The organism is Aurantiacibacter luteus (genome assembly GCF_001010945.1).
GTDB classification, from domain to species: Bacteria; Pseudomonadota; Alphaproteobacteria; order Sphingomonadales; family Sphingomonadaceae; genus Alteraurantiacibacter; species Alteraurantiacibacter luteus.
Genome location: NZ_LBHB01000002.1, coordinates 121,412 through 137,515 on the forward strand (window position 1 = coordinate 121,412; position 16,104 = coordinate 137,515).

Annotated in this window: 21 protein-coding genes; 9 read left to right on the forward strand and 12 right to left on the reverse strand. The window is 67.0% G+C overall.

Annotation, left to right across the window (positions count from 1 at the left end; all coding sequences use genetic code 11):
• Nucleotides 1-26 precede the first annotated feature (26 nt).
• Together AAW00_RS06955 and nth are read left to right on the forward strand one after the other, a co-directional pair.
• Complete coding sequence (locus AAW00_RS06955; RefSeq protein WP_052761821.1) at nt 27-428, forward strand: hypothetical protein; 402 nt, start codon at nt 27-29, stop codon at nt 426-428.
• Nucleotides 425-1,090 (forward strand): endonuclease III, encoded by a 666-nt coding sequence (gene nth / locus AAW00_RS06960; protein ID WP_047003680.1) that lies wholly within the window; start codon nt 425-427, stop codon nt 1,088-1,090. Before AAW00_RS06955 ends, nth begins: the two co-directional genes overlap by 4 nt.
• Here the strand turns inward: nth and AAW00_RS06965 are convergent.
• From AAW00_RS06965 to dapE, 3 genes are read right to left on the reverse strand one after another with little or no spacing between them, the layout of a single operon-like run.
• Complete coding sequence (locus AAW00_RS06965; protein WP_047003681.1) at nt 1,083-1,391, reverse strand: hypothetical protein; 309 nt, start codon at nt 1,389-1,391, stop codon at nt 1,083-1,085. The two genes, nth and AAW00_RS06965, sit on opposite strands and share 8 nt — an antisense overlap.
• A complete protein-coding gene (locus AAW00_RS06970) occupies nt 1,391-2,626 on the reverse strand; it encodes a dicarboxylate/amino acid:cation symporter (RefSeq protein ID WP_047003682.1) in 1,236 nt (411 codons plus the stop codon). Before AAW00_RS06970 ends, AAW00_RS06965 begins: the two co-directional genes overlap by 1 nt.
• The gene (gene dapE, locus AAW00_RS06975; RefSeq protein WP_047004469.1) at nt 2,623-3,774 is read right to left on the reverse strand and encodes a succinyl-diaminopimelate desuccinylase; all 1,152 of its coding nucleotides are present in this window, start codon (nt 3,772-3,774) and stop codon (nt 2,623-2,625) included. Before dapE ends, AAW00_RS06970 begins: the two co-directional genes overlap by 4 nt.
• A 29-nt stretch (nt 3,775-3,803) precedes the next feature.
• Here dapE and AAW00_RS06980 point away from each other — a divergent pair, with 29 nt between their 5' ends.
• Nucleotides 3,804-4,253, forward strand: a complete 450-nt coding sequence (locus tag AAW00_RS06980) for a cupin domain-containing protein (protein WP_047003683.1) — start codon at nt 3,804-3,806, stop codon at nt 4,251-4,253.
• A gap of 10 nt (nt 4,254-4,263) precedes the next feature.
• Here the strand turns inward: AAW00_RS06980 and AAW00_RS06985 are convergent, their stop codons facing one another.
• A complete protein-coding gene (locus AAW00_RS06985; RefSeq protein WP_047003684.1) occupies nt 4,264-4,929 on the reverse strand; it encodes a glutathione S-transferase family protein in 666 nt (221 codons plus the stop codon).
• Between the two features lie 218 nt (nt 4,930-5,147).
• Here AAW00_RS06985 and AAW00_RS06995 point away from each other — a divergent pair, with 218 nt between their 5' ends.
• Entirely contained in the window at nt 5,148-7,424 is a 2,277-nt protein-coding gene (locus AAW00_RS06995) for an EAL domain-containing protein (RefSeq protein WP_156169990.1), read from the forward strand.
• Between the two features lie 187 nt (nt 7,425-7,611).
• Here the strand turns inward: AAW00_RS06995 and yihA are convergent, their stop codons facing one another.
• From yihA to rpmH, 5 genes are all read right to left on the reverse strand, one after another.
• Nucleotides 7,612-8,265, reverse strand: a complete 654-nt coding sequence (gene yihA / locus AAW00_RS07000) for a ribosome biogenesis GTP-binding protein YihA/YsxC (protein WP_047003687.1) — start codon at nt 8,263-8,265, stop codon at nt 7,612-7,614.
• A complete protein-coding gene (gene yidC, locus AAW00_RS07005; RefSeq protein ID WP_047003688.1) occupies nt 8,262-10,019 on the reverse strand; it encodes a membrane protein insertase YidC in 1,758 nt (585 codons plus the stop codon). Before yidC ends, yihA begins: the two co-directional genes overlap by 4 nt.
• Before the next feature lie 38 nt (nt 10,020-10,057).
• Nucleotides 10,058-10,267, reverse strand: coding sequence for a membrane protein insertion efficiency factor YidD (yidD, locus tag AAW00_RS14610; RefSeq protein WP_082124977.1), 210 nt, complete (start codon nt 10,265-10,267; stop codon nt 10,058-10,060).
• Nucleotides 10,264-10,647, reverse strand: a complete 384-nt coding sequence (gene rnpA / locus AAW00_RS07010; protein ID WP_047003689.1) for a ribonuclease P protein component — start codon at nt 10,645-10,647, stop codon at nt 10,264-10,266. Before rnpA ends, yidD begins: the two co-directional genes overlap by 4 nt.
• A gap of 119 nt (nt 10,648-10,766) precedes the next feature.
• The gene (gene rpmH / locus AAW00_RS07015) at nt 10,767-10,901 is read right to left on the reverse strand and encodes a 50S ribosomal protein L34 (protein WP_047003690.1); all 135 of its coding nucleotides are present in this window, start codon (nt 10,899-10,901) and stop codon (nt 10,767-10,769) included.
• 141 nt (nt 10,902-11,042) lie between these two features.
• On the opposite strand from rpmH, the gene AAW00_RS07020 reads away from it, so the two are divergent.
• On the forward strand, nt 11,043-11,453 hold the full coding sequence (locus AAW00_RS07020; protein WP_047003691.1) for a hypothetical protein: 411 nt from the start codon (nt 11,043-11,045) through the stop codon (nt 11,451-11,453).
• On the opposite strand, the gene AAW00_RS07025 is transcribed toward AAW00_RS07020, so the two are convergent.
• The gene (locus tag AAW00_RS07025; RefSeq protein ID WP_047004470.1) at nt 11,450-12,133 is read right to left on the reverse strand and encodes a hypothetical protein; all 684 of its coding nucleotides are present in this window, start codon (nt 12,131-12,133) and stop codon (nt 11,450-11,452) included. The genes AAW00_RS07020 and AAW00_RS07025 overlap by 4 nt on opposite strands.
• A gap of 130 nt (nt 12,134-12,263) precedes the next feature.
• Between AAW00_RS07025 and AAW00_RS07030 the strand changes: the two genes are divergently transcribed.
• From AAW00_RS07030 to AAW00_RS07040, 3 genes are all read left to right on the forward strand, one after another.
• On the forward strand, nt 12,264-13,760 hold the full coding sequence (locus AAW00_RS07030; protein ID WP_047003692.1) for a YifB family Mg chelatase-like AAA ATPase: 1,497 nt from the start codon (nt 12,264-12,266) through the stop codon (nt 13,758-13,760).
• Complete coding sequence (locus AAW00_RS07035) at nt 13,757-14,323, forward strand: manganese efflux pump MntP (protein ID WP_047003693.1); 567 nt, start codon at nt 13,757-13,759, stop codon at nt 14,321-14,323. The genes AAW00_RS07030 and AAW00_RS07035 overlap by 4 nt, the downstream gene beginning before the upstream one ends.
• A 79-nt stretch (nt 14,324-14,402) precedes the next feature.
• Nucleotides 14,403-14,813 carry a hypothetical protein gene (locus tag AAW00_RS07040; RefSeq protein WP_047003694.1) on the forward strand — a complete coding sequence of 137 codons (411 nt, stop codon included), beginning with the start codon at nt 14,403-14,405 and terminating at the stop codon, nt 14,811-14,813.
• A gap of 22 nt (nt 14,814-14,835) precedes the next feature.
• On the opposite strand, the gene AAW00_RS07045 is transcribed toward AAW00_RS07040, so the two are convergent.
• Nucleotides 14,836-15,156: a hypothetical protein gene (locus tag AAW00_RS07045; protein ID WP_047003695.1), complete on the reverse strand. Its 321-nt coding sequence runs from the start codon at nt 15,154-15,156 to the stop codon at nt 14,836-14,838.
• Complete coding sequence (locus AAW00_RS07050) at nt 15,153-15,626, reverse strand: winged helix-turn-helix transcriptional regulator (RefSeq protein ID WP_420911630.1); 474 nt, start codon at nt 15,624-15,626, stop codon at nt 15,153-15,155. Before AAW00_RS07050 ends, AAW00_RS07045 begins: the two co-directional genes overlap by 4 nt.
• 185 nt (nt 15,627-15,811) lie before the next feature.
• Between AAW00_RS07050 and AAW00_RS14930 the strand changes: the two genes are divergently transcribed.
• The gene (locus AAW00_RS14930; protein ID WP_156169991.1) at nt 15,812-16,075 is read left to right on the forward strand and encodes a DUF8200 family protein; all 264 of its coding nucleotides are present in this window, start codon (nt 15,812-15,814) and stop codon (nt 16,073-16,075) included.
• Nucleotides 16,076-16,104: the final 29 nt, after the last annotated feature.

A 16,104-nucleotide genomic window follows, 5' to 3' on the forward strand; every position in this document is an offset into this window, starting at 1 on the left:
CCGTTCATCTTTGCGAAGATGGGGATGTGCAGGCGATCGAGGGGCTGTCCATCAGGCAAGGCGCAGTGCTGATCGATCCCGAAAAGGCGATCTGGCCAGGCGACCTGCTGCACGAGGCGGGGCATGTTGCGGTCACCGCTCCGGAGCGCCGTGCCGACCTGAACGAAGTCCCGCGTGTGCTGGCCGAGGAGATGATGGCTATCGCCTGGTCCTATGCCGCAGCGCGCCAATGCGGCGTGCCCTTGCGAGAGCTGTTCCACAGCGAGGGCTACAAAGGCCGCAGCGAATTCGCCGCGCAATGTTATGCCATGGGCGGATATGTTGGCGCCGACCTGCTCGCCGCGGAAGGCATGACCGAAATCGATCTCGGCCGGGCGTTGCGGCTGGGCCATCCCACCTATCCCAACATGCTTCGCTGGCTGCGATGACCCGTGACCAGATCTTCGAATTCTTCCGACGCCTCGCGGAGGACAACCCCGATCCGCAAACCGAACTGGAGTACGGCAACGCCTACCAGCTGGTCGTGGCCGTGGCCCTCTCCGCGCAGGCAACCGACGTGGGCGTGAACAAGGCGACCCGCGCCCTGTTCGCCAGGGTCGAGACGCCGCGGCAGATGCTCGACCTGGGCGAGGAAGGTCTGAAGGAACACATCAAGACCATCGGCCTGTTCAATTCCAAGGCGAAGAACGTCATCGCGCTCTCGCAGTTGCTGGTCGACGAATACGGCGGCGAGGTGCCCGACACGCGCGAGGATCTCGTCCGCCTGCCCGGCGTGGGCCGCAAGACGGCCAACGTGGTGCTCAACTGCTGGTTCGGGCAGGAGGCATTCGCGGTCGACACGCACATTTTTCGCGTCGGCAATCGCACCGGCCTCGCCAAGGGCAAGACCCCCGATCAGGTCGAAGCGAAGCTGGAAAAGCGCGTCCCCGCCCCGTTCCGCCTCGGCGCGCATCACTGGCTGATCCTGCACGGCCGATACGTGTGCAAGGCGCGCACGCCCGAATGCTGGCGCTGCCCGGTCGCGGACCTGTGCAGTTATCGCAAGAAGGTACTGGAGCCGCCCAACGGGCGCAAAGCCGGGGTCAGCTGAAGGCGCATCGCGCGGTGGAGGTGGTGACGACGGCCAGCGCCTCGAGGTCGTTCCATTCGCGCGCATGGGCGATAAGGCTGCGCGCCGTCAGCCGCCGCCCTTCCGCCCGCACTGCCTTGGCGAAGCGGGAGATGCCCTGGATCTGGGCGATCGAGAGATCGTCGGCCCAGATGTCGCCCATACACTCCGCCATGCCGGAAGGGACCCCGGCGTCGATCAGCGAATCCTCCACCCGCTCGCTAACCACCGTCTGACAACCGGTGAGCAACACGGCGCTGGCGATGATGGCAATTGCTTTCATCACACGTCGTCCGCCGAGATCATTTCCGCCCGGTCGATCTCGCCCGTGGTCGCGGCCACGCAGGTTGCAACCGCGGCGTCGCCGGAAACGTTGGTAGTGGTGCGCATCATGTCCATGATTCGGTCCACGCCGGCGACGAAGGCGATCGTTTCGAGCGGCACACCGACCGCGCCGAAGACCAGTGCCATCATGATCAGGCCCGCGCCCGGAATACCCGCCGCGCCGACCGCGCCGAGCGTGCCGAGTAGCGCGATCATGAAATAGTCGCCCCACGACAGGTCCACGCCGAATATCTGCGCGCCGAACAGCGTGGCGAGGCCGAGATACATCGCCGTACCGTTCATGTTCACGGTCGCGCCCAGGCTGATGACGAAGCTCGAGACCGAGTTGCTGATGCCCAGGTTGCGCTGGGCGCAGCGCAGGGTGACGGGCAGCGTAGCATTGGAGCTGGCGGTGGAATAACTGACCGCGATCGCGTCCACGATGCCGCGGAAGAAGTCGATCACCGGCAGGCGGGCGATGAACTTGATCATGGCCGAATACATGACGCCGATGATCAGCAGGCAACCGAGGTAGTTGAGGAAGACCAATTTCGACAGCGCGATCAGCGCCGGAATGCCGAGCGATCCCGCCACCCAGGCCATCAGCGCGAAGACGCCGAAGGGGGTGAGTTCCATCACCACCATCGTCACCTTCTGCATCACCACGCTGCCCGAATCGAAGATCTTGAGCACCGGCTGGCCGTCCTCGGCCGCCATCAGAATGCCGATGCCGAGCAGCAGGCTGAACACGATCAGCGGCAGCACGTTGACGTCGGCCATCACCTGCACCGGGCTTTGGGGCACCATGCCGAGCAGCATCTCGCGCCATGTGGTGGGGTTGGGTTCGGGCACCGCGCCCATGTCGATCATCGAGGTGTCGACGCCGATGCCGGGCTGCACCAGTGCGCCCAGCAGCAGGCCGAGCCAGACCGCGATCTGCCCCGTCACCACGAAAAGCAGCAGCGCTCGCCAGCCTACGCTGCCCAGTTTCCTGAGGTCGCCGATGCTGGCGACGCCGGAAACGAGGCTGAAGAAGATGAGCGGCACCACCAGCATCTTGATGAAGGCGACGAAGATATCGCCGATGATCTTGATGCTTTCCGCCTCCGGCCCCCAGAAATAGCCGACCACGATGCCCAGGATGAGCGCCGCGACAACGCGCTGCCACAGCGGAATGGCGAACCAGGTCTTCATGCTATTCCCCTCTCGGCGGCGAGTGCCGCCAGTGCGATCCGGCGATAGATTGCGGCAAGCGCATCGAGGTCGTCAAGCGCAACCGCCTCGTCGGTCTTGTGCATGGTGGCATTGACCAGGCCGAACTCGATCACCGGGGCGAGGTCCTTCAGGAACCGCGCGTCGCTGGTGCCGCCCGTGGTGGAGAGTTCGGGCGCGATGCCTGTCTCGATCTCGATGGCCTCGGCAACCATGGACGAGAACGCGCCGGGGGGCGTGAGGAAGCTCTCGCCGGAGATTACCGGGCGCGCCGAGCCGCCGTGTTTCTCGGCGATTGCGGCGACCTTCCGGCCCAGCTCGGCGCCCGTGTGCAAGTCGTTGAAGCGGATCGATAGACGGGCGCTCGCCCGGCCGGGAATGACGTTGTGCGCCCGGTTGGGCACGTCGATCTCGGTGATCTCGAGGTTCGAGGGCTGGAACCAGTCGTTGCCGTTGTCGAGATGGAGGGCATCCAGCTCGGCGAGGATCTTCACCAGCCGCGGCAGGGGATTGTCGGCGAGATGCGGATAGGCGACGTGGCCCTGGCTGCCCGCGACATCAATCCACACGTTGACCGACCCGCGCCGCCCGATCTTCATCATGTCGCCCAGCCGGTTCACGCTGGTCGGCTCGCCGACGAGGATGAGGTCGGGGATGTCGCCACGCTCGCGCATCAGGTCGATCAGCGCGCGGGTGCCGTGGAGCGCCGGGCCTTCCTCGTCGCCGGTGATGACGAAACTCAGCGTGCCGGCCTTGGCCGGAATGCGCTTCACCGCCGCCGCCATCGCCGCTACCGCGCCCTTCATGTCCACCGCCCCGCGGCCGTAGAGGAGTTCACCGCGCACCACCGGCTCGAACGCATCGGCGGACCAACCCTCGCCCGGCGGGACCACGTCGACGTGGCCAGCAAAGGCGAAATGGCGCGAACCCTCCGGCCCGCGGCGGATGGCGAAGAGGTTCTCGACCGCCTCCTCGTCGCTGCCCGGCGCGCCTTCACCGCGGGTGAAGCGGTGGATCTCGAAGCCCAGCGGCGCAAGGATCGCCTCGAGCACGTCGAACACCTCCCCGCGTGCGGGGGTGACGCTGGGCGCGGCCATCAGGCGCTTGGCGAAGTCTGCGGCTTGGCTCATCATGCGCCAGCTAGCAGGAGAGTGCGCCCATGCCCAAGCTCGATATCGAGGCCATCCCCCGGTCCAATGCCACGGGTTATCCCTCGCCTTTCGCCAAGGCGGTGGAGGGGCGCTGGTGGCGGCGGCTGGCACCGGCGGGCGGGCTGACGCAGATGGGCGCGAGCCACGTGGTGCTGAGGCCCGGCGCCTGGTCCTCGCAGCGCCATTTCCATCACGGCGTGGACGAGCTTGTCGTCATGCTGGCGGGCGAGGCGGTGCTGGTCGAGGACGCGGGCGAAACCTTGCTCCAAGCCGGCGACGTCGCCGCCTGGGCCCGGGGCGAGCGCAACGGCCATGTGCTGCAGAACCGCTCGGGCGAGGACTGCGTGTTCGTCGCCATCAGCGCCGGCGATGCCCACGGGGACAGCGGCGAATATCCCGACATCGATATGGTGTTCACCCCCGCGGGCTTTGCGCACAAGGACGGCACGCCCTGGTAGCTGCGCCCTGCTAGGCCTCCTGGCCGACCTCAAACTGCGAGATGGTCCACTCTTCGGCCAGCGCGCCGGCGATCCACGTCTGCATCCATTCGTGGTCCCAGATCGCCTCCATGTAGGCCTGCGCGAAACCGGGAACGCCGATACCGTAGGTGACGAAGCGGGCAACGACGGGGGCGTAGAAGATGTCCGCCGCGCTGAAGGTGCCGAACAGGTAGGGACCGCCCTTGCCGAAGCGCGCCCGCGCCTCCGCCCACAGGCCGAGAATGCGCACGATGTCGGCCTTCGTCGCGTCCTGCAACTCCACCGCGAGCCGGGCGCGGATGTTCATGGGGCAGTTGCGCCGCAACGGCAAAAACGAGGAATGCATTTCGGCCACCATGGCCCGGGCCATTCCGCGCGCCTCGTCGGCCTTGGGCCAGAACCGGTCGCGGCCCACCTTGTCGGCCAGGTATTCGAGCATGGCGAGGCTGTCCCACACCACTGTATCGCCATCCCACAGCACCGGCACCTTGCCCGCCGAGGGCTGGAATTCGCCCTGCTGCTGCTTCATCGCCTGCCAGTCGTCGCCGTCGATGTGGACCGTCAGCTCCTCGAACGAGAGCCCGCTCTGCTTGGCCGCCAGCCAGCCGCGCAGCGACCAGCTGGAATAGTTCTTGTTGCCGATGATCAGCTTCATGCGTGTGCCTGCCCCTGTTGGCGCGGGTGGGTAACGGTTCATGCTGGGCCTGTCGAGCCTGAACAAGAGGCAGCAAAGTCGCTGGTCGAACGGCGCGCGTTATCCTTCCGGTTTGTTAACCATCCTATGCGAAGACCCGATTTCTCGCACCGGGCGAGGGCGATATTTCGAGAAGGCGAGGCGTGGTCGACAGCGACCTTCAAACCCGCAGGAAAGGCATGCGCTACCAGCGCACCCGCCACGCATTGGCGGCGGGTGCGATCGCCTTGGTCGTATATCTACTGACGCTGATGCAGCCGGTCGACCAGCTGATTTGGATTGCCCAGTCGCGCGCTGGGCAGACCGCCGCTTCGGGAGACATTGTTTACGTCGGCTCCCGCCAGGACCTGGCCGATCCGCGCTATCCGGAGCGGCGGCGCGCGCTCGCAGAACTGGTAGGACGACTGGACAGTGCGGGCGCGAAAGCAATCTATGTCGATGCCGCTTTCGACCTGCCCTCGACCCCGGAAGCCGATGCTGCGCTCAATCGCGCCCTGCGGGCGGCACCGGGGCGCACCTTTCTCGTATCGAAAGTCGTTACTGCGCTCGACGGTACAGAGCAACTTGATCGCAGTATTCATGTCGTTGCCCAAGGGGTGCAAGAGGTCGGGACCAAGTCCCGGCAAAACTATCTCGGGTACGTTTGGTCGCAAACATTCTCGGTAACCGACGCGGGGATAAGGCTTCCCAGCACAAGTGCTTCGATGGCCGGAGTGCGCGGCAACTCGGCGGCCCAGTTCCCAATCAGTTACAATTTCGACCTGTCGACCATTCCCGCTCTCGAATTCGACGAGCTGGACTCGGGGAACGCCACCGATCTTGCCAGCTTGGCTGGAAAGACCGTGATCGTAGGCGACTTCGTGCAGAGCGGTGGGGCGAACATCCCGGGCCAGATCGCCATGCCCTGGTCCTATGTCGACATCTATGCCGCCGAGACCCTGATGGCCGGGCGGACGAAACTTGTCTACCCGCTGGTCTCGCTCGCCATCGTCCTGGTCGCGCTGCTGGGCGCGACCCTGCTTCCCCGCCGCCGCCGCACACTCGCCTACTTCGGTATCGTGGTCGCCATCCCCGTTGCCCTCAACATCGCGGCGCAGCTGGGCGTGCGGGTTTATGGGGCGGATGCGCTGGCGATGCTGGCGATCTTCGCCCTGTTCCGCCTGCGCGCCCGGTGGGCGGCCAAATTCCAGCTGGTCGATGCCGAGACCGGCCTGCCCACCCTGGCCGCGCTCGAGAACGACGGCGAGGTGGCCGAGACCGTCCCGGCCATCGTGGTGGCCCGTATCCATCGGTTCGAGGAAGTGCGCCGGTCGCTGCCGCGCGACCTGCACGCCGAATATCTGCTGCGCATCACCGGACGCCTGAAGGCCGCGACGCGGGATGCGCGCATCTACCTCGGCCAAGGGCACATGATGGTCTGGACGCTGGCGGAGAAGGACCCGGCCCTGCTGCGCGAACACCTCGAAGGTCTGCGCGCGCTGTTCTCCTCGCCGCTCATCGTCGGCGACCAGCAGGTGGATGTCGGCATTACCTTCGGTGTCGACATCAGCCCCAGCCCCAACGTCGCCCGGCGCGTGGCCTCGGCCGTGGCCGTGGCCGAAACCACCAACGAGACCTATGAGCCGATCGCGATTGCCGACACTGCGTCCGAAGAAGACCTGATCTGGAACATCTCGCTGCAGGCGCGTATCGACGCGGCTCTCGCGAGCAACGAAATCTACCTCGCCTTCCAGCCCAAGGTGCTGATCCAGTCGGGCGAGATCGTCGGCGTCGAGGCGCTGGTGCGCTGGAACGATCCGGAGCGCGGGCAGATACCTCCCGACAACTTCATCCGCCAGTGCGAGACCGCCGGCCGGATGAGCCAGCTGACCCGCTACGTCCTCGAGAAGGGGTGCCTGGCGGGCAATGCCTTCGACGAGGCCGGGCTGAGCATCCCCGTAGCGGTCAACATTTCGGCCACGCTTATCCACGAACGGCAGATCGTCGACATGGTGGCCGAGGTGCTCGACCAGACGGGCTTCGAGCCGCGCCACCTGACGCTGGAGATCACGGAGACCTATCGCATCTCCAATCTCGACCTCGCCGCCGGCGTGCTCCACGAACTCGCGGCGCTCGGCTGCAAGATATCGATGGACGATTTCGGCGTCGGGGCAGCCAGCCTCGAGGCGCTGCTGCGGCTGCCGTTCGACGAGCTCAAGATCGACCGGGCCTTCATCTCCCAGATGCTCGTCAACACCAAGGCCGAGGCGATCGTGAAATCGATCCTCGCCATGGGCAAAACGATGCGAATCGTGGTTATCGCCGAAGGTGTCGAGGACACGGGAACGTTAACGAAACTGCGCGAATCGGGCTGCATCGTGGCCCAAGGATTCGGGATCTCGCGCCCGGTGGACTTTGAAACAATTCTGAGAAATCATAACCTTGGCCACAGCGAAGCATTACGAAACATGGTTTAGGCTTTACAAACAAACCTGGTTAACGCACTCCTGTACCGTTGTAACAGGAGACTTGTTATGGGTGGCGGTAGCATTTGGGACTGGCTGTTCGGCGGCAAGAGCTGCTGATCGGGTCCGATCAGAAAACGGAAAAGGGCGCCATTGGCGCCCTTTTTTGTGCGTGCAACAGGCGAGCAGGTAGCTGGATCTAGGCGCGCACGTCCGCCAGAATCGCCGCACGCAGCTCTGAAATGCCCATGCCCTTCTCAGCGCTGGTGCGGTGAATTTCCGGATAGGCGGCGACGTGCTTGCGCGCCTCGGCCTCTACCTTGCCCGCAACCGCCTCCAGTTCGCTCGCCTTGATCTTGTCGGTCTTTGTCAGCACCACGCGGTAGCCGACTGCCGCCTCGTCGAGCATCTTCATCATCTCGCGGTCGCTGTCCTTCAGCCCGTGGCGGCTGTCGACCAGAACCAGCGTGCGCTTGAGCGGGGCACGTCCGCGCAGAAAGGTGCGCACCAGACCACGCCATTTCTCGACCACCTTGAGCGGCGCCTTGGCAAAGCCGTAGCCGGGCATGTCGACCAATCGGAACTGGGTCGGCTCACCGACCTCGAAGAAGTTTAGCTCTTGCGTGCGTCCCGGCGTCACCGATGCCCGCGCGATCGAGCGACGCCCCGTCACCGCGTTGATCAGCGAGCTCTTGCCCACGTTCGAGCGCCCGCAGAAGGCCACCTCCGGGAAATCGGGCTCGGGCAGGAATTTCAGCTGCGGGGCGGACAGCAGGAATTCGACCCTGCCCGAAAACAGGCGCGCGGCTTCCTCGGCCAGCTCGGCCTCCGTGGCGTCGTCGGCCTCGCTCATCCGGCTTCGGCCTTGGCGCGCTGCGCCTCACGCGCCTTTTCCTCTTTCTCCTTCAGCATCTGAGCCTTGAGCTGCGGATTGCGTGAATAGAGGAACCACTGCTGCGCCAACGTGAGGATGTTCGAGGTGATCCAGTAGATCAGCAGGCCGGCCGCGAACGGTGCCATCACGAACATCATCAGCCAAGGCATCAGCATGAAGATCTGCTGCTGCATCGGGTCCATCGCCGCCGGGTTCAGCTTGAACTGGAGCCACATGGTAACGCCCAGCAAGACGGCCAGGATGCCGATGCCGAGGAAGCCGGGAGGCGTAAAGTCGAGCAGGCCGAACAGGTTGAGGATATGCGCCGGGTCGGGTGCCGACAGGTCCTTGACGTATAGGAACGGCTGGTGCCGCATCTCGATGGCGAGGCGCAGCACTTTGTAGAGCGCGAAGAAGATCGGGATCTGCAGGAAGATCGGCAGGCAGCCCGCCAGCGGATTGACCTTTTCCTCCTTGTAGAGCTTGGCCATTTCCTGCTGCAACTGGACCCGGTCGTCCTTGTAGCGTTCCTGCAGTGCCTTCATCTTGGGCTGTACCGCGCGCATCTGCGCCATGCTGGTGAACTGCTTCTGCGCCACCGGGAACATCAGGAAGCGGATGATCAGCGTCAGGCAGATGATCGCCACGCCGAAGTTGCCGACGATGCCGAACAGGAAGATCAGGAGCTGCCACATCGGCCACACGATGATGCCGAACCAGCCCCAGTCGATGGCGTTGTTGAAGCCCGCGACCCCGGCATTCTGGTAATCCGACAGGACCGAGCTTTCCTTCGCCCCGGCAAACAGCCGCGTCGTGTTGCCGACGGTCGCACCGGCAGCCACGTTGACGGGATCGTAGAGCAGTTCGGCGCGGTAGAGCGAGGAGCCAAGGGGCCGCACCGAGCCCACGGCGTTCTCCCCGCCCCCGTCGATCATCGCGGACAGCCAGTAGATGTCGGTGAAGCCCACCCAGTCGGTGCCGTTACCGAAGCTGGCGCCACGCTCCTCGTCGACCTCGTCGTAATCCCAGTCGAAGTTCACGCCGTCGCCGTTCGCGGCGATGGGGCCGGAGTGGACGTTGAAGTTGCTGGGATCCGCGCTGAGGCTGGTGCGGGTGATGAAGCCGTAGGGCCGAAGGGCCACGGTGCCGTTGCCGCCGTTGTGCACGGCCTGCGCGACGGTGAGCATGTAGCGATCGTCGATGGAGAAGCGGGTGACGAAGCGCAGGCCCTGGCCGTTGTCCCATACCAGGGTGACGGGGGTATCCTGCGTCAGCCGCTCGCCTTCCAGCACGCGCCACACGGTCTGCGCGCCCGGCGTGGCAACCCCGTCTCCGGCCCATCCGAAGCGCGCGTAATGCTGTGCGGCGGTGCCGGCGGGCGAGAACAGGCGCACGGGGCCGCTGTCGCGCTCGACGCTCTGGCGATGGGTCTTGAGATCGATGTCGTCGATGCGCGCGCCCACGAGGTTGATCGAGCCGACGATTTCGGGCGCATCGATCGGCACGCGCTGGCCGCCGGCAAGCGCGGTCTCGACATCGACCAGCTCGGCCGGCGCGACCTCGTCGCCGGCGTCGATGGCATTCTCGGCGCGCTCTGCCGGGACGTCCTCGGCGCTCGCCGCCTCGGTAGGGGTCTCCACCTCGGGGTAGAAGGTGCGCATGGCGTAGTCCCAGCCGAACAGCAGGAGCGCGCTCAGCAGCACCGCGAGAATGAGGTTGCGATTGTTGTCCAAGGTATCGATCCGTCGAAATTATGCGGGGCGGGCAGCCGTCAGGGCACCGGGTCCGGCCCGTGTCCCCCCCAGGGATGGCAGCGCAGTATACGTTTGAGGGCCAGCCATCCACCCCTCATTGCGCCGTGCTTCTCCAGCGCCTCGATGGCGTAGGCGCTGCACGAGGGGCTGTAGCGGCACGATGGCGGCAGAACGCGGCTGGGCCCTAGTTGCCAGCCGCGCGCGACGAGGATGAGCACGCGCTTCACCGGCGCCTTCCGGGGCGCGGGCCGCGCCGGGGCGGATCGCCCTTGCCCGCCGCGGCGCGTTCGAGAGCGACACGCAGTTCCGCGCCCATCGCGGCGAAATCGCGCTCCACCCCGCCCTCGCGCCCGATCAGCACGTGATCGTGGTCGGCGAGACCCTGTTCGGGCAGCGCGGCGCGCAGCAGTTCGCGAAAGCGCCGCTTCATGCGGTTGCGGACGACCGCGTTGCCGATCTTCTTGGTGACCGTGACGCCGTAGCGCACGCCCTCGCCCCCGTTCGGCCGCGTCAACAGCACGAATCCCGGCCGCGCCACGCGCAGCCCCCGATTCGCCGACAGGAAATCGGCACGCCGGGTGAGGACGGAAATGGTCATACTGGCCATATAGACGCGAAAACGGGCTCCGGAAGGAGCCCGCAAGGCCGAACGGCCGCCCGCAGCGGGCGCAGCTTGCCTGCGCACCTAGCGAGGACGCTCACGCGGAGGCGTGAGCGCAATGCGAATCAGGCGCAGAGCTTCTTGCGACCGCGACGACGGCGGTTGGCAAGGACCTTGCGGCCACCCACGGTGGCCTTGCGGGCGAAGAAGCCGTGGCGGCGGGCACGCACGAGGTTGCTCGGCTGGAAAGTGCGCTTCATGTCGAATACCTTGGAATAGTCGAATAAAAAGGGCCGCCGAAGGGGGCGGCCGCAATGGTCTGGCGCGCGCTTACGCAAATGGGATTGACGAGTCAACCGCGCGCACTGGCCAATTGCGGGCGAAGCCGCGATAGTGAGCTCATGTCTCGCCTCTCAATCTCCGCCGCTACCTTGCTGCTCGCCGGCTGCAGTCAGCCCGAGGTCGAAGCACAGCTCATGCCTTCGTGCGGTCCGCTCGACGGCCCTGCGTTTGAAATTGCCGTGCCCGACGGCGAGCGCACGGTCCATCTCTACGGCCCGGGCTGGCCGGACGCGCAAAACGGGGCTTATGCTCTCGATGCGAGCGACCGATCGGAAGAGGTAACGATCGCACTGTGCGATGCCAGCCATCGCGATTGCGAGTGGGCGGACAGCGGCACCTTCGCCGTGGCGCAGCACGAGGACGGCGGCTTTGGCGGCACGCTGACAGCGACTTTCCCGAAGGCCGGATCGCGCCGAATAGCCTTCGTGGCGAACGAGGAAGAGGGGTTTGAACCGCCGATGTGCGGCTAAAGCGAGAGCACCGCGTAGGCCAGCGACGGCGCGCGTTCCGGCTCTGCCCCGCCGATCCATCCTTGCATCTCGCGCCCGGTCAGCCACAGCGCCTGCTCGAACGGCACCGAGTTGGTCATCGCGTAGAATGCACGTGCTTCCTCCTCCGCCATGCCCATCTCGACATAGTATTCGAGGTAGGCGCGGTGTTCGGGCGAGCCTGGCGCAAAGTCCTCCGCGCCGCGGCCCAGGTCGTCGAGCCAGCCGTGGACGGCGAACTCGCTGCCCTCGTCGATCTCGCGGGTGACGCCGGCGAGGAACAGCTCGACCGCGCCCGAGCGCACCGAGCCTCCGTCGGGCGCGCGCGTCACCAGCCCTTGTGCCCTAACCATCCGGCCAAGCGCCAGGTTGGCGCGGTCGTCGTGGGTGCCCGGCGCCTCGACGAAATCGAGCGTGTCGACCTCGGGATAGCGGGCGAGCAGCGCGGCAAACTCGGCGGGCGAGCGCTCGTCCGTCACGTCGACGATGGCGACGGTGTGTGCGTCCACCACGCGGAACGGGCCGAAGGCGGCGATGGCCGCGCGCTCGACCGCGGCCTGCTGCGGCGAGACGTAGCGCGAGGCAGAAACCTCGTCCTGCGCCGTCACGGGAACGGCGAACAGGGCCAGCAGGGGCGCGAGGGCGAGGATCGTGCGGCGCATCGTGACCTGATGCGCGCGCGCCTCCTGCCGAAATACCAAGGCAAAAGGTTGGCACCGGGTTAACGCCACCTTCGCGCTCGACAGGCGGGGCGAGGCCGCTATCACGGGCTTTCGCAAAGGGGGTTCAATCGTGGTCGCACTGGTGGGCACCGTCGCCTATCTCGGGCTGGAGGCGCGCAGGGTGGAGGTGCAGTGCCACCTCGCCGCGGGCCTGCCCAAGTTCCTCGTCGTCGGCCTGCCCGACAAGGCCGTCGGCGAGAGCCGCGAGCGGGTGCAGGCGGCCCTGTCGGCCATGGGCCTCTCCTTGCCGCCCAAGCGCATCACGGTGAACCTCTCGCCCGCGGACCTGCCCAAGGAAGGCTCGCACTACGACCTGCCGATCGCGCTGGCGCTGCTCGCGGCGATGGGGGTGGTCGATGCCGAGGCGACGGGCGAATGGCTGGCGGTGGGAGAGCTGGCGCTGGACGGCCGCATCGTCGCCTCGCCCGGCGTGCTGCTGGCCGCGCTCCACGCCAGCGAGAGCGGCGTGGGGCTGATCTGTCCCGCCGCGCAGGGCCCCGAGGCGCGCTGGGCTAGCGAGGTCAACGTCTGCGCCGCGCCCGACCTCACCAGCCTGCTCAACCACCTGCGCGGCGTCCAGCGCCTGCCCGAGCCCGCCGCGGGCGCGGTGGAGGAGGCGGGCCACGGGCCGGACCTCAGGCAGGTGAAAGGGCAGGAGACGGCGAAGCGCGCGCTGGAGATCGCTGCCGCCGGCGGGCACAACCTGCTGATGAACGGGCCGCCCGGCGCGGGCAAGTCGATGCTCGCGGCCTGCCTGCCGGGCATCCTGCCGCCGCTCTCGCCCGCCGAGGCGCTGGAGGTGAGCATGGTCGCCTCGGTCGCCGGGCTGCTCGAGGGCGGGCGGATCAGCCGCACCCGCCCCTTTCGCGCACCGCACCACTCGGCCAGCATGGCGGCGCTGACGGGCGGCGGGCTGCGCGTGAAGCCGGGCGAGGTCAGCCTCGCGCACCTAGGCGTCCTGTTCCTCGACGAGCTGCCCGAATTCCAGCGCACCGTGCTCGATTCGCTGCGCCAGCCGCTGGAAACCGGCAAGGTCGATGTCGCGCGCGCCAATGCCCACGTACAGTACCCGGCGCGGGTGCAGCTCGTGGCGGCGATGAACCCGTGCCGCTGCGGGCACCTGGGCGATCCGGCGCTCGCCTGCAGCCGCGCCCCGCGCTGCGCCGCCGACTACCAGAGCAAGATTTCCGGCCCCATGCTCGACCGCATCGACCTGCACGTGGAGGTCGAGGCCGTCAGCGCCGCCGACCTGCACCTGCCGCCCGCGGGTGAAGGCAGCGCAGAGGTCGCCGCACGGGTGACAGCGGCCCGGGCGCGGCAGGTGGCGCGCGGCGTGCGCTCCAATGCCGAGCTCGACGGCGAGGTGCTCGAACGCCACGCCACGCCCGACGAGCCGGGCCGCAAGCTGCTGATGCAGGCTGCCGAGGCCATGCGCCTGTCCGCGCGCGGCTACGTGCGGATGCTGCGCGTGGCGCGCACCATCGCCGATCTTGCCGGGGCCGAGCAAGTGGGCCGCATCCACGTGGCCGAGGCGCTCAGCTACCGGCGGCAGGCTCCGCGGGCATGATCGCCGTCATCGCCCTCGCGCTGGCACTGTCGGCGGATGCCTTTGCCGTCTCGCTGGTGCGCGGCGCGGCAGGCCCGCACCAGCTGCGACGGGCGCTGGAAACAGGAATCGCATTCGGCGTGGCGCAGGGGGCAATGGCACTGCTCGGCTGGGCGCTGGGCCGCGCGTTTTCCGGCTGGATCGAGTCGATCGATCACTGGATCGCCTTTGTCCTGCTCACCCTCCTCGGTGCACGCATGGTCTATCAGGGTATGGTCGGGGAGGAGGATGCGGCGGATGCGCCCGCACCTCCTTCCCGCAGCTACGCGGCACTGCTCGCCGCCGCGATCGCCACCTCGATCGACGCTGCGGCGGCGGGGCTGACGCTGGAGTTGTTCGATGTGCCGATCGGCCTCGCCTGTGCGATTATCGGGCTGGTCACGGCCATCGTGTGCGTGCCCGCCTATCTCTTTGCCGCGAGGATCGGCAAGGCCATCGGCGGCGCGGCGGAGATCGTGGGCGGGATCGTGCTGGTCGGGCTCGGCCTCAACATCCTCGTCGCGCACACCGGGATCGTGGCCTGACGGGCGGCGGGAGCGCACGTTGACTCGGCGGCTGGGAGGGTTCAGCCTGCCTGGCAGTTCTCGCGAAAAGGAGAAAGCCATGCGTCCCGTCCCCGCTTTTGCAGCCCTCGCCTGTCTCGCGCTCGCCGTTCCGGCCACCGCCCAGTCGCTGGCCGAGCCCGCAAATGCCGCGCGGCCCGTCAACGCCGCCGCATGGCAAGCCGCGATGGTACGCGAACTGCCCGCCGACCAGCGGTTTCGCGGCCTGCCTGAACTTCGCCTCGGGCTGATGGTCGATGCCGCGGGCGGCGTGCGGACCTGTCTCCCGCTCCCGGCAGACGCTCCCCAGCCGGTCTTCGCGCAGGATCTGTGCGACGCGCTCATCGCGACCGCCCGGTTCGAGCCCGCCACCGATGCTTCCGGCCAGCGGATCGACAGCGTCTTCGTGGCACAGTTCGCCGCGACGCGCCCGACGGTCGCCGCCGACTATGCGGGCGTGCCGATTCCTTAGGCGTGGGCAACCCGCCCGGCTGTCAGTCCGCCACCTTCGCCCACCACTGCGCATAGGGCGTATTCTTCGCCATGTGCCGATTGAGATCGGGCGCGCCGTCGGTCCACCAGACGGGGCCGCGTTCTCCCAAGCCCTCCTTGGCGGCCTGAACCCGCGCCCGCGCCTTGCGCATCGCCGCCTCGTCGCCCTTCGCATCGCGCACCGCGCGGCGGGCGTGCATCAGTTCGTCGACGAGGTGCTGGCGTTCGGTTTCGGGCAAAGCGGGATTGCTGGTGCGCCACAGTCGTCCGCGCACCACGATGTAGCGGCCGTCGGGCGTGCGCGGCGGCCCCCCGACGCTCACCCGCCGCGCTGGTCGGCCAGCTCCCCGGCGCGCTGCCACATGAGGTCGTCCCAACCGATCTCCCGCCCGTCGTGCGCGTGCATGGTGATGGGTGCGATGGGCAGGCCGTCCTGTTTGTCCACCAGCACGAGCTCGGGGCTCACGTTGTCGGTATAGCGCTCACCCCACTGGCGCAGCGCGAGCATGGCGGGCAGGAGCGCCGCGCCCTTTTCCGTCAGCCGGTATTCGACCTTGCGGCGGTCGTCCTCGCACGGAGTTCTCTCCATCACCCCGTGTTCGACCAGGTTGGCGAGGCGGCCGGAGAGGATGTTGCGGGCGATGCCGAGCTCGCTCGAGAATTCCTCGAAATGCACGAGACCGTTGAACGCGGCGCGCAGGATGAGGAACGACCATCGCTCGCCCATCACTTCGAGCGCGTGCGGCAGGCCGCAGCCCAGTTCGCGCAAGGGTTCTCGTATGCCCACGTCGATCTTTTATTCTAACCCACCAGGGGTTTTACAGACAACCGGCGCAATGCCCAGCGGTTTCGGAAAAACTGGTTGCAAATCAAAACTGGTGTAGATAGGTAGCGAATCAAGACCGGTCTCGTTTTGAAACCATTTTTGGAGTTGTCACGATGCGCAGTGCTTTTGCCGTAATAGCCGCCGTCTTGCCCTTGTCATCACTCGGCGCGCCCCTGCCCGCTGCTGCCGATGGCCCATACTTCCGCGCCGAACTCGCGGCTCCCACGCAACAGGCACGCGCGATCGCCGGCGGGGTGATGTTCCAGTGCCACGATACGACCTGCCTTGCGGGGCGCAGCGGACATCGACCCTTGCGCGTCTGTCGCCAGCTGGTGCGCGAGGTCGGTGCGGTGACCGCCTTTTCCGCCGATGGCGAGGCGTTTTCGGAAGACGAGATCGCACGCTGCAACGCCTGACGAGAGCTTGCCGCCCGCTCTCCATCCGG

What these genes read in the sequence shown, in the direction of transcription:
- nth (WP_047003680.1), top strand. Translation starts at nt 425, where the DNA reads ATGACCCGTGACCAGATCTTCGAATTCTTCCGACGCCTCGCGGAGGAC.
- AAW00_RS06965 (WP_047003681.1), bottom strand. Translation starts at nt 1,391, where the DNA reads ATGAAAGCAATTGCCATCATCGCCAGCGCCGTGTTGCTCACCGGTTGT.
- AAW00_RS06970 (WP_047003682.1), bottom strand. Translation starts at nt 2,626, where the DNA reads ATGAAGACCTGGTTCGCCATTCCGCTGTGGCAGCGCGTTGTCGCGGCG.
- dapE (WP_047004469.1), bottom strand. Translation starts at nt 3,774, where the DNA reads ATGAGCCAAGCCGCAGACTTCGCCAAGCGCCTGATGGCCGCGCCCAGC.
- AAW00_RS06980 (WP_047003683.1), top strand. Translation starts at nt 3,804, where the DNA reads ATGCCCAAGCTCGATATCGAGGCCATCCCCCGGTCCAATGCCACGGGT.
- AAW00_RS06985 (WP_047003684.1), bottom strand. Translation starts at nt 4,929, where the DNA reads ATGAAGCTGATCATCGGCAACAAGAACTATTCCAGCTGGTCGCTGCGC.
- AAW00_RS06995 (WP_156169990.1), top strand. Translation starts at nt 5,148, where the DNA reads ATGCGCTACCAGCGCACCCGCCACGCATTGGCGGCGGGTGCGATCGCC.
- yihA (WP_047003687.1), bottom strand. Translation starts at nt 8,265, where the DNA reads ATGAGCGAGGCCGACGACGCCACGGAGGCCGAGCTGGCCGAGGAAGCC.
- rnpA (WP_047003689.1), bottom strand. Translation starts at nt 10,647, where the DNA reads ATGGCCAGTATGACCATTTCCGTCCTCACCCGGCGTGCCGATTTCCTG.
- rpmH (WP_047003690.1), bottom strand. Translation starts at nt 10,901, where the DNA reads ATGAAGCGCACTTTCCAGCCGAGCAACCTCGTGCGTGCCCGCCGCCAC.
- AAW00_RS07020 (WP_047003691.1), top strand. Translation starts at nt 11,043, where the DNA reads ATGTCTCGCCTCTCAATCTCCGCCGCTACCTTGCTGCTCGCCGGCTGC.
- AAW00_RS07025 (WP_047004470.1), bottom strand. Translation starts at nt 12,133, where the DNA reads ATGCGCCGCACGATCCTCGCCCTCGCGCCCCTGCTGGCCCTGTTCGCC.
- AAW00_RS07035 (WP_047003693.1), top strand. Translation starts at nt 13,757, where the DNA reads ATGATCGCCGTCATCGCCCTCGCGCTGGCACTGTCGGCGGATGCCTTT.
- AAW00_RS07040 (WP_047003694.1), top strand. Translation starts at nt 14,403, where the DNA reads ATGCGTCCCGTCCCCGCTTTTGCAGCCCTCGCCTGTCTCGCGCTCGCC.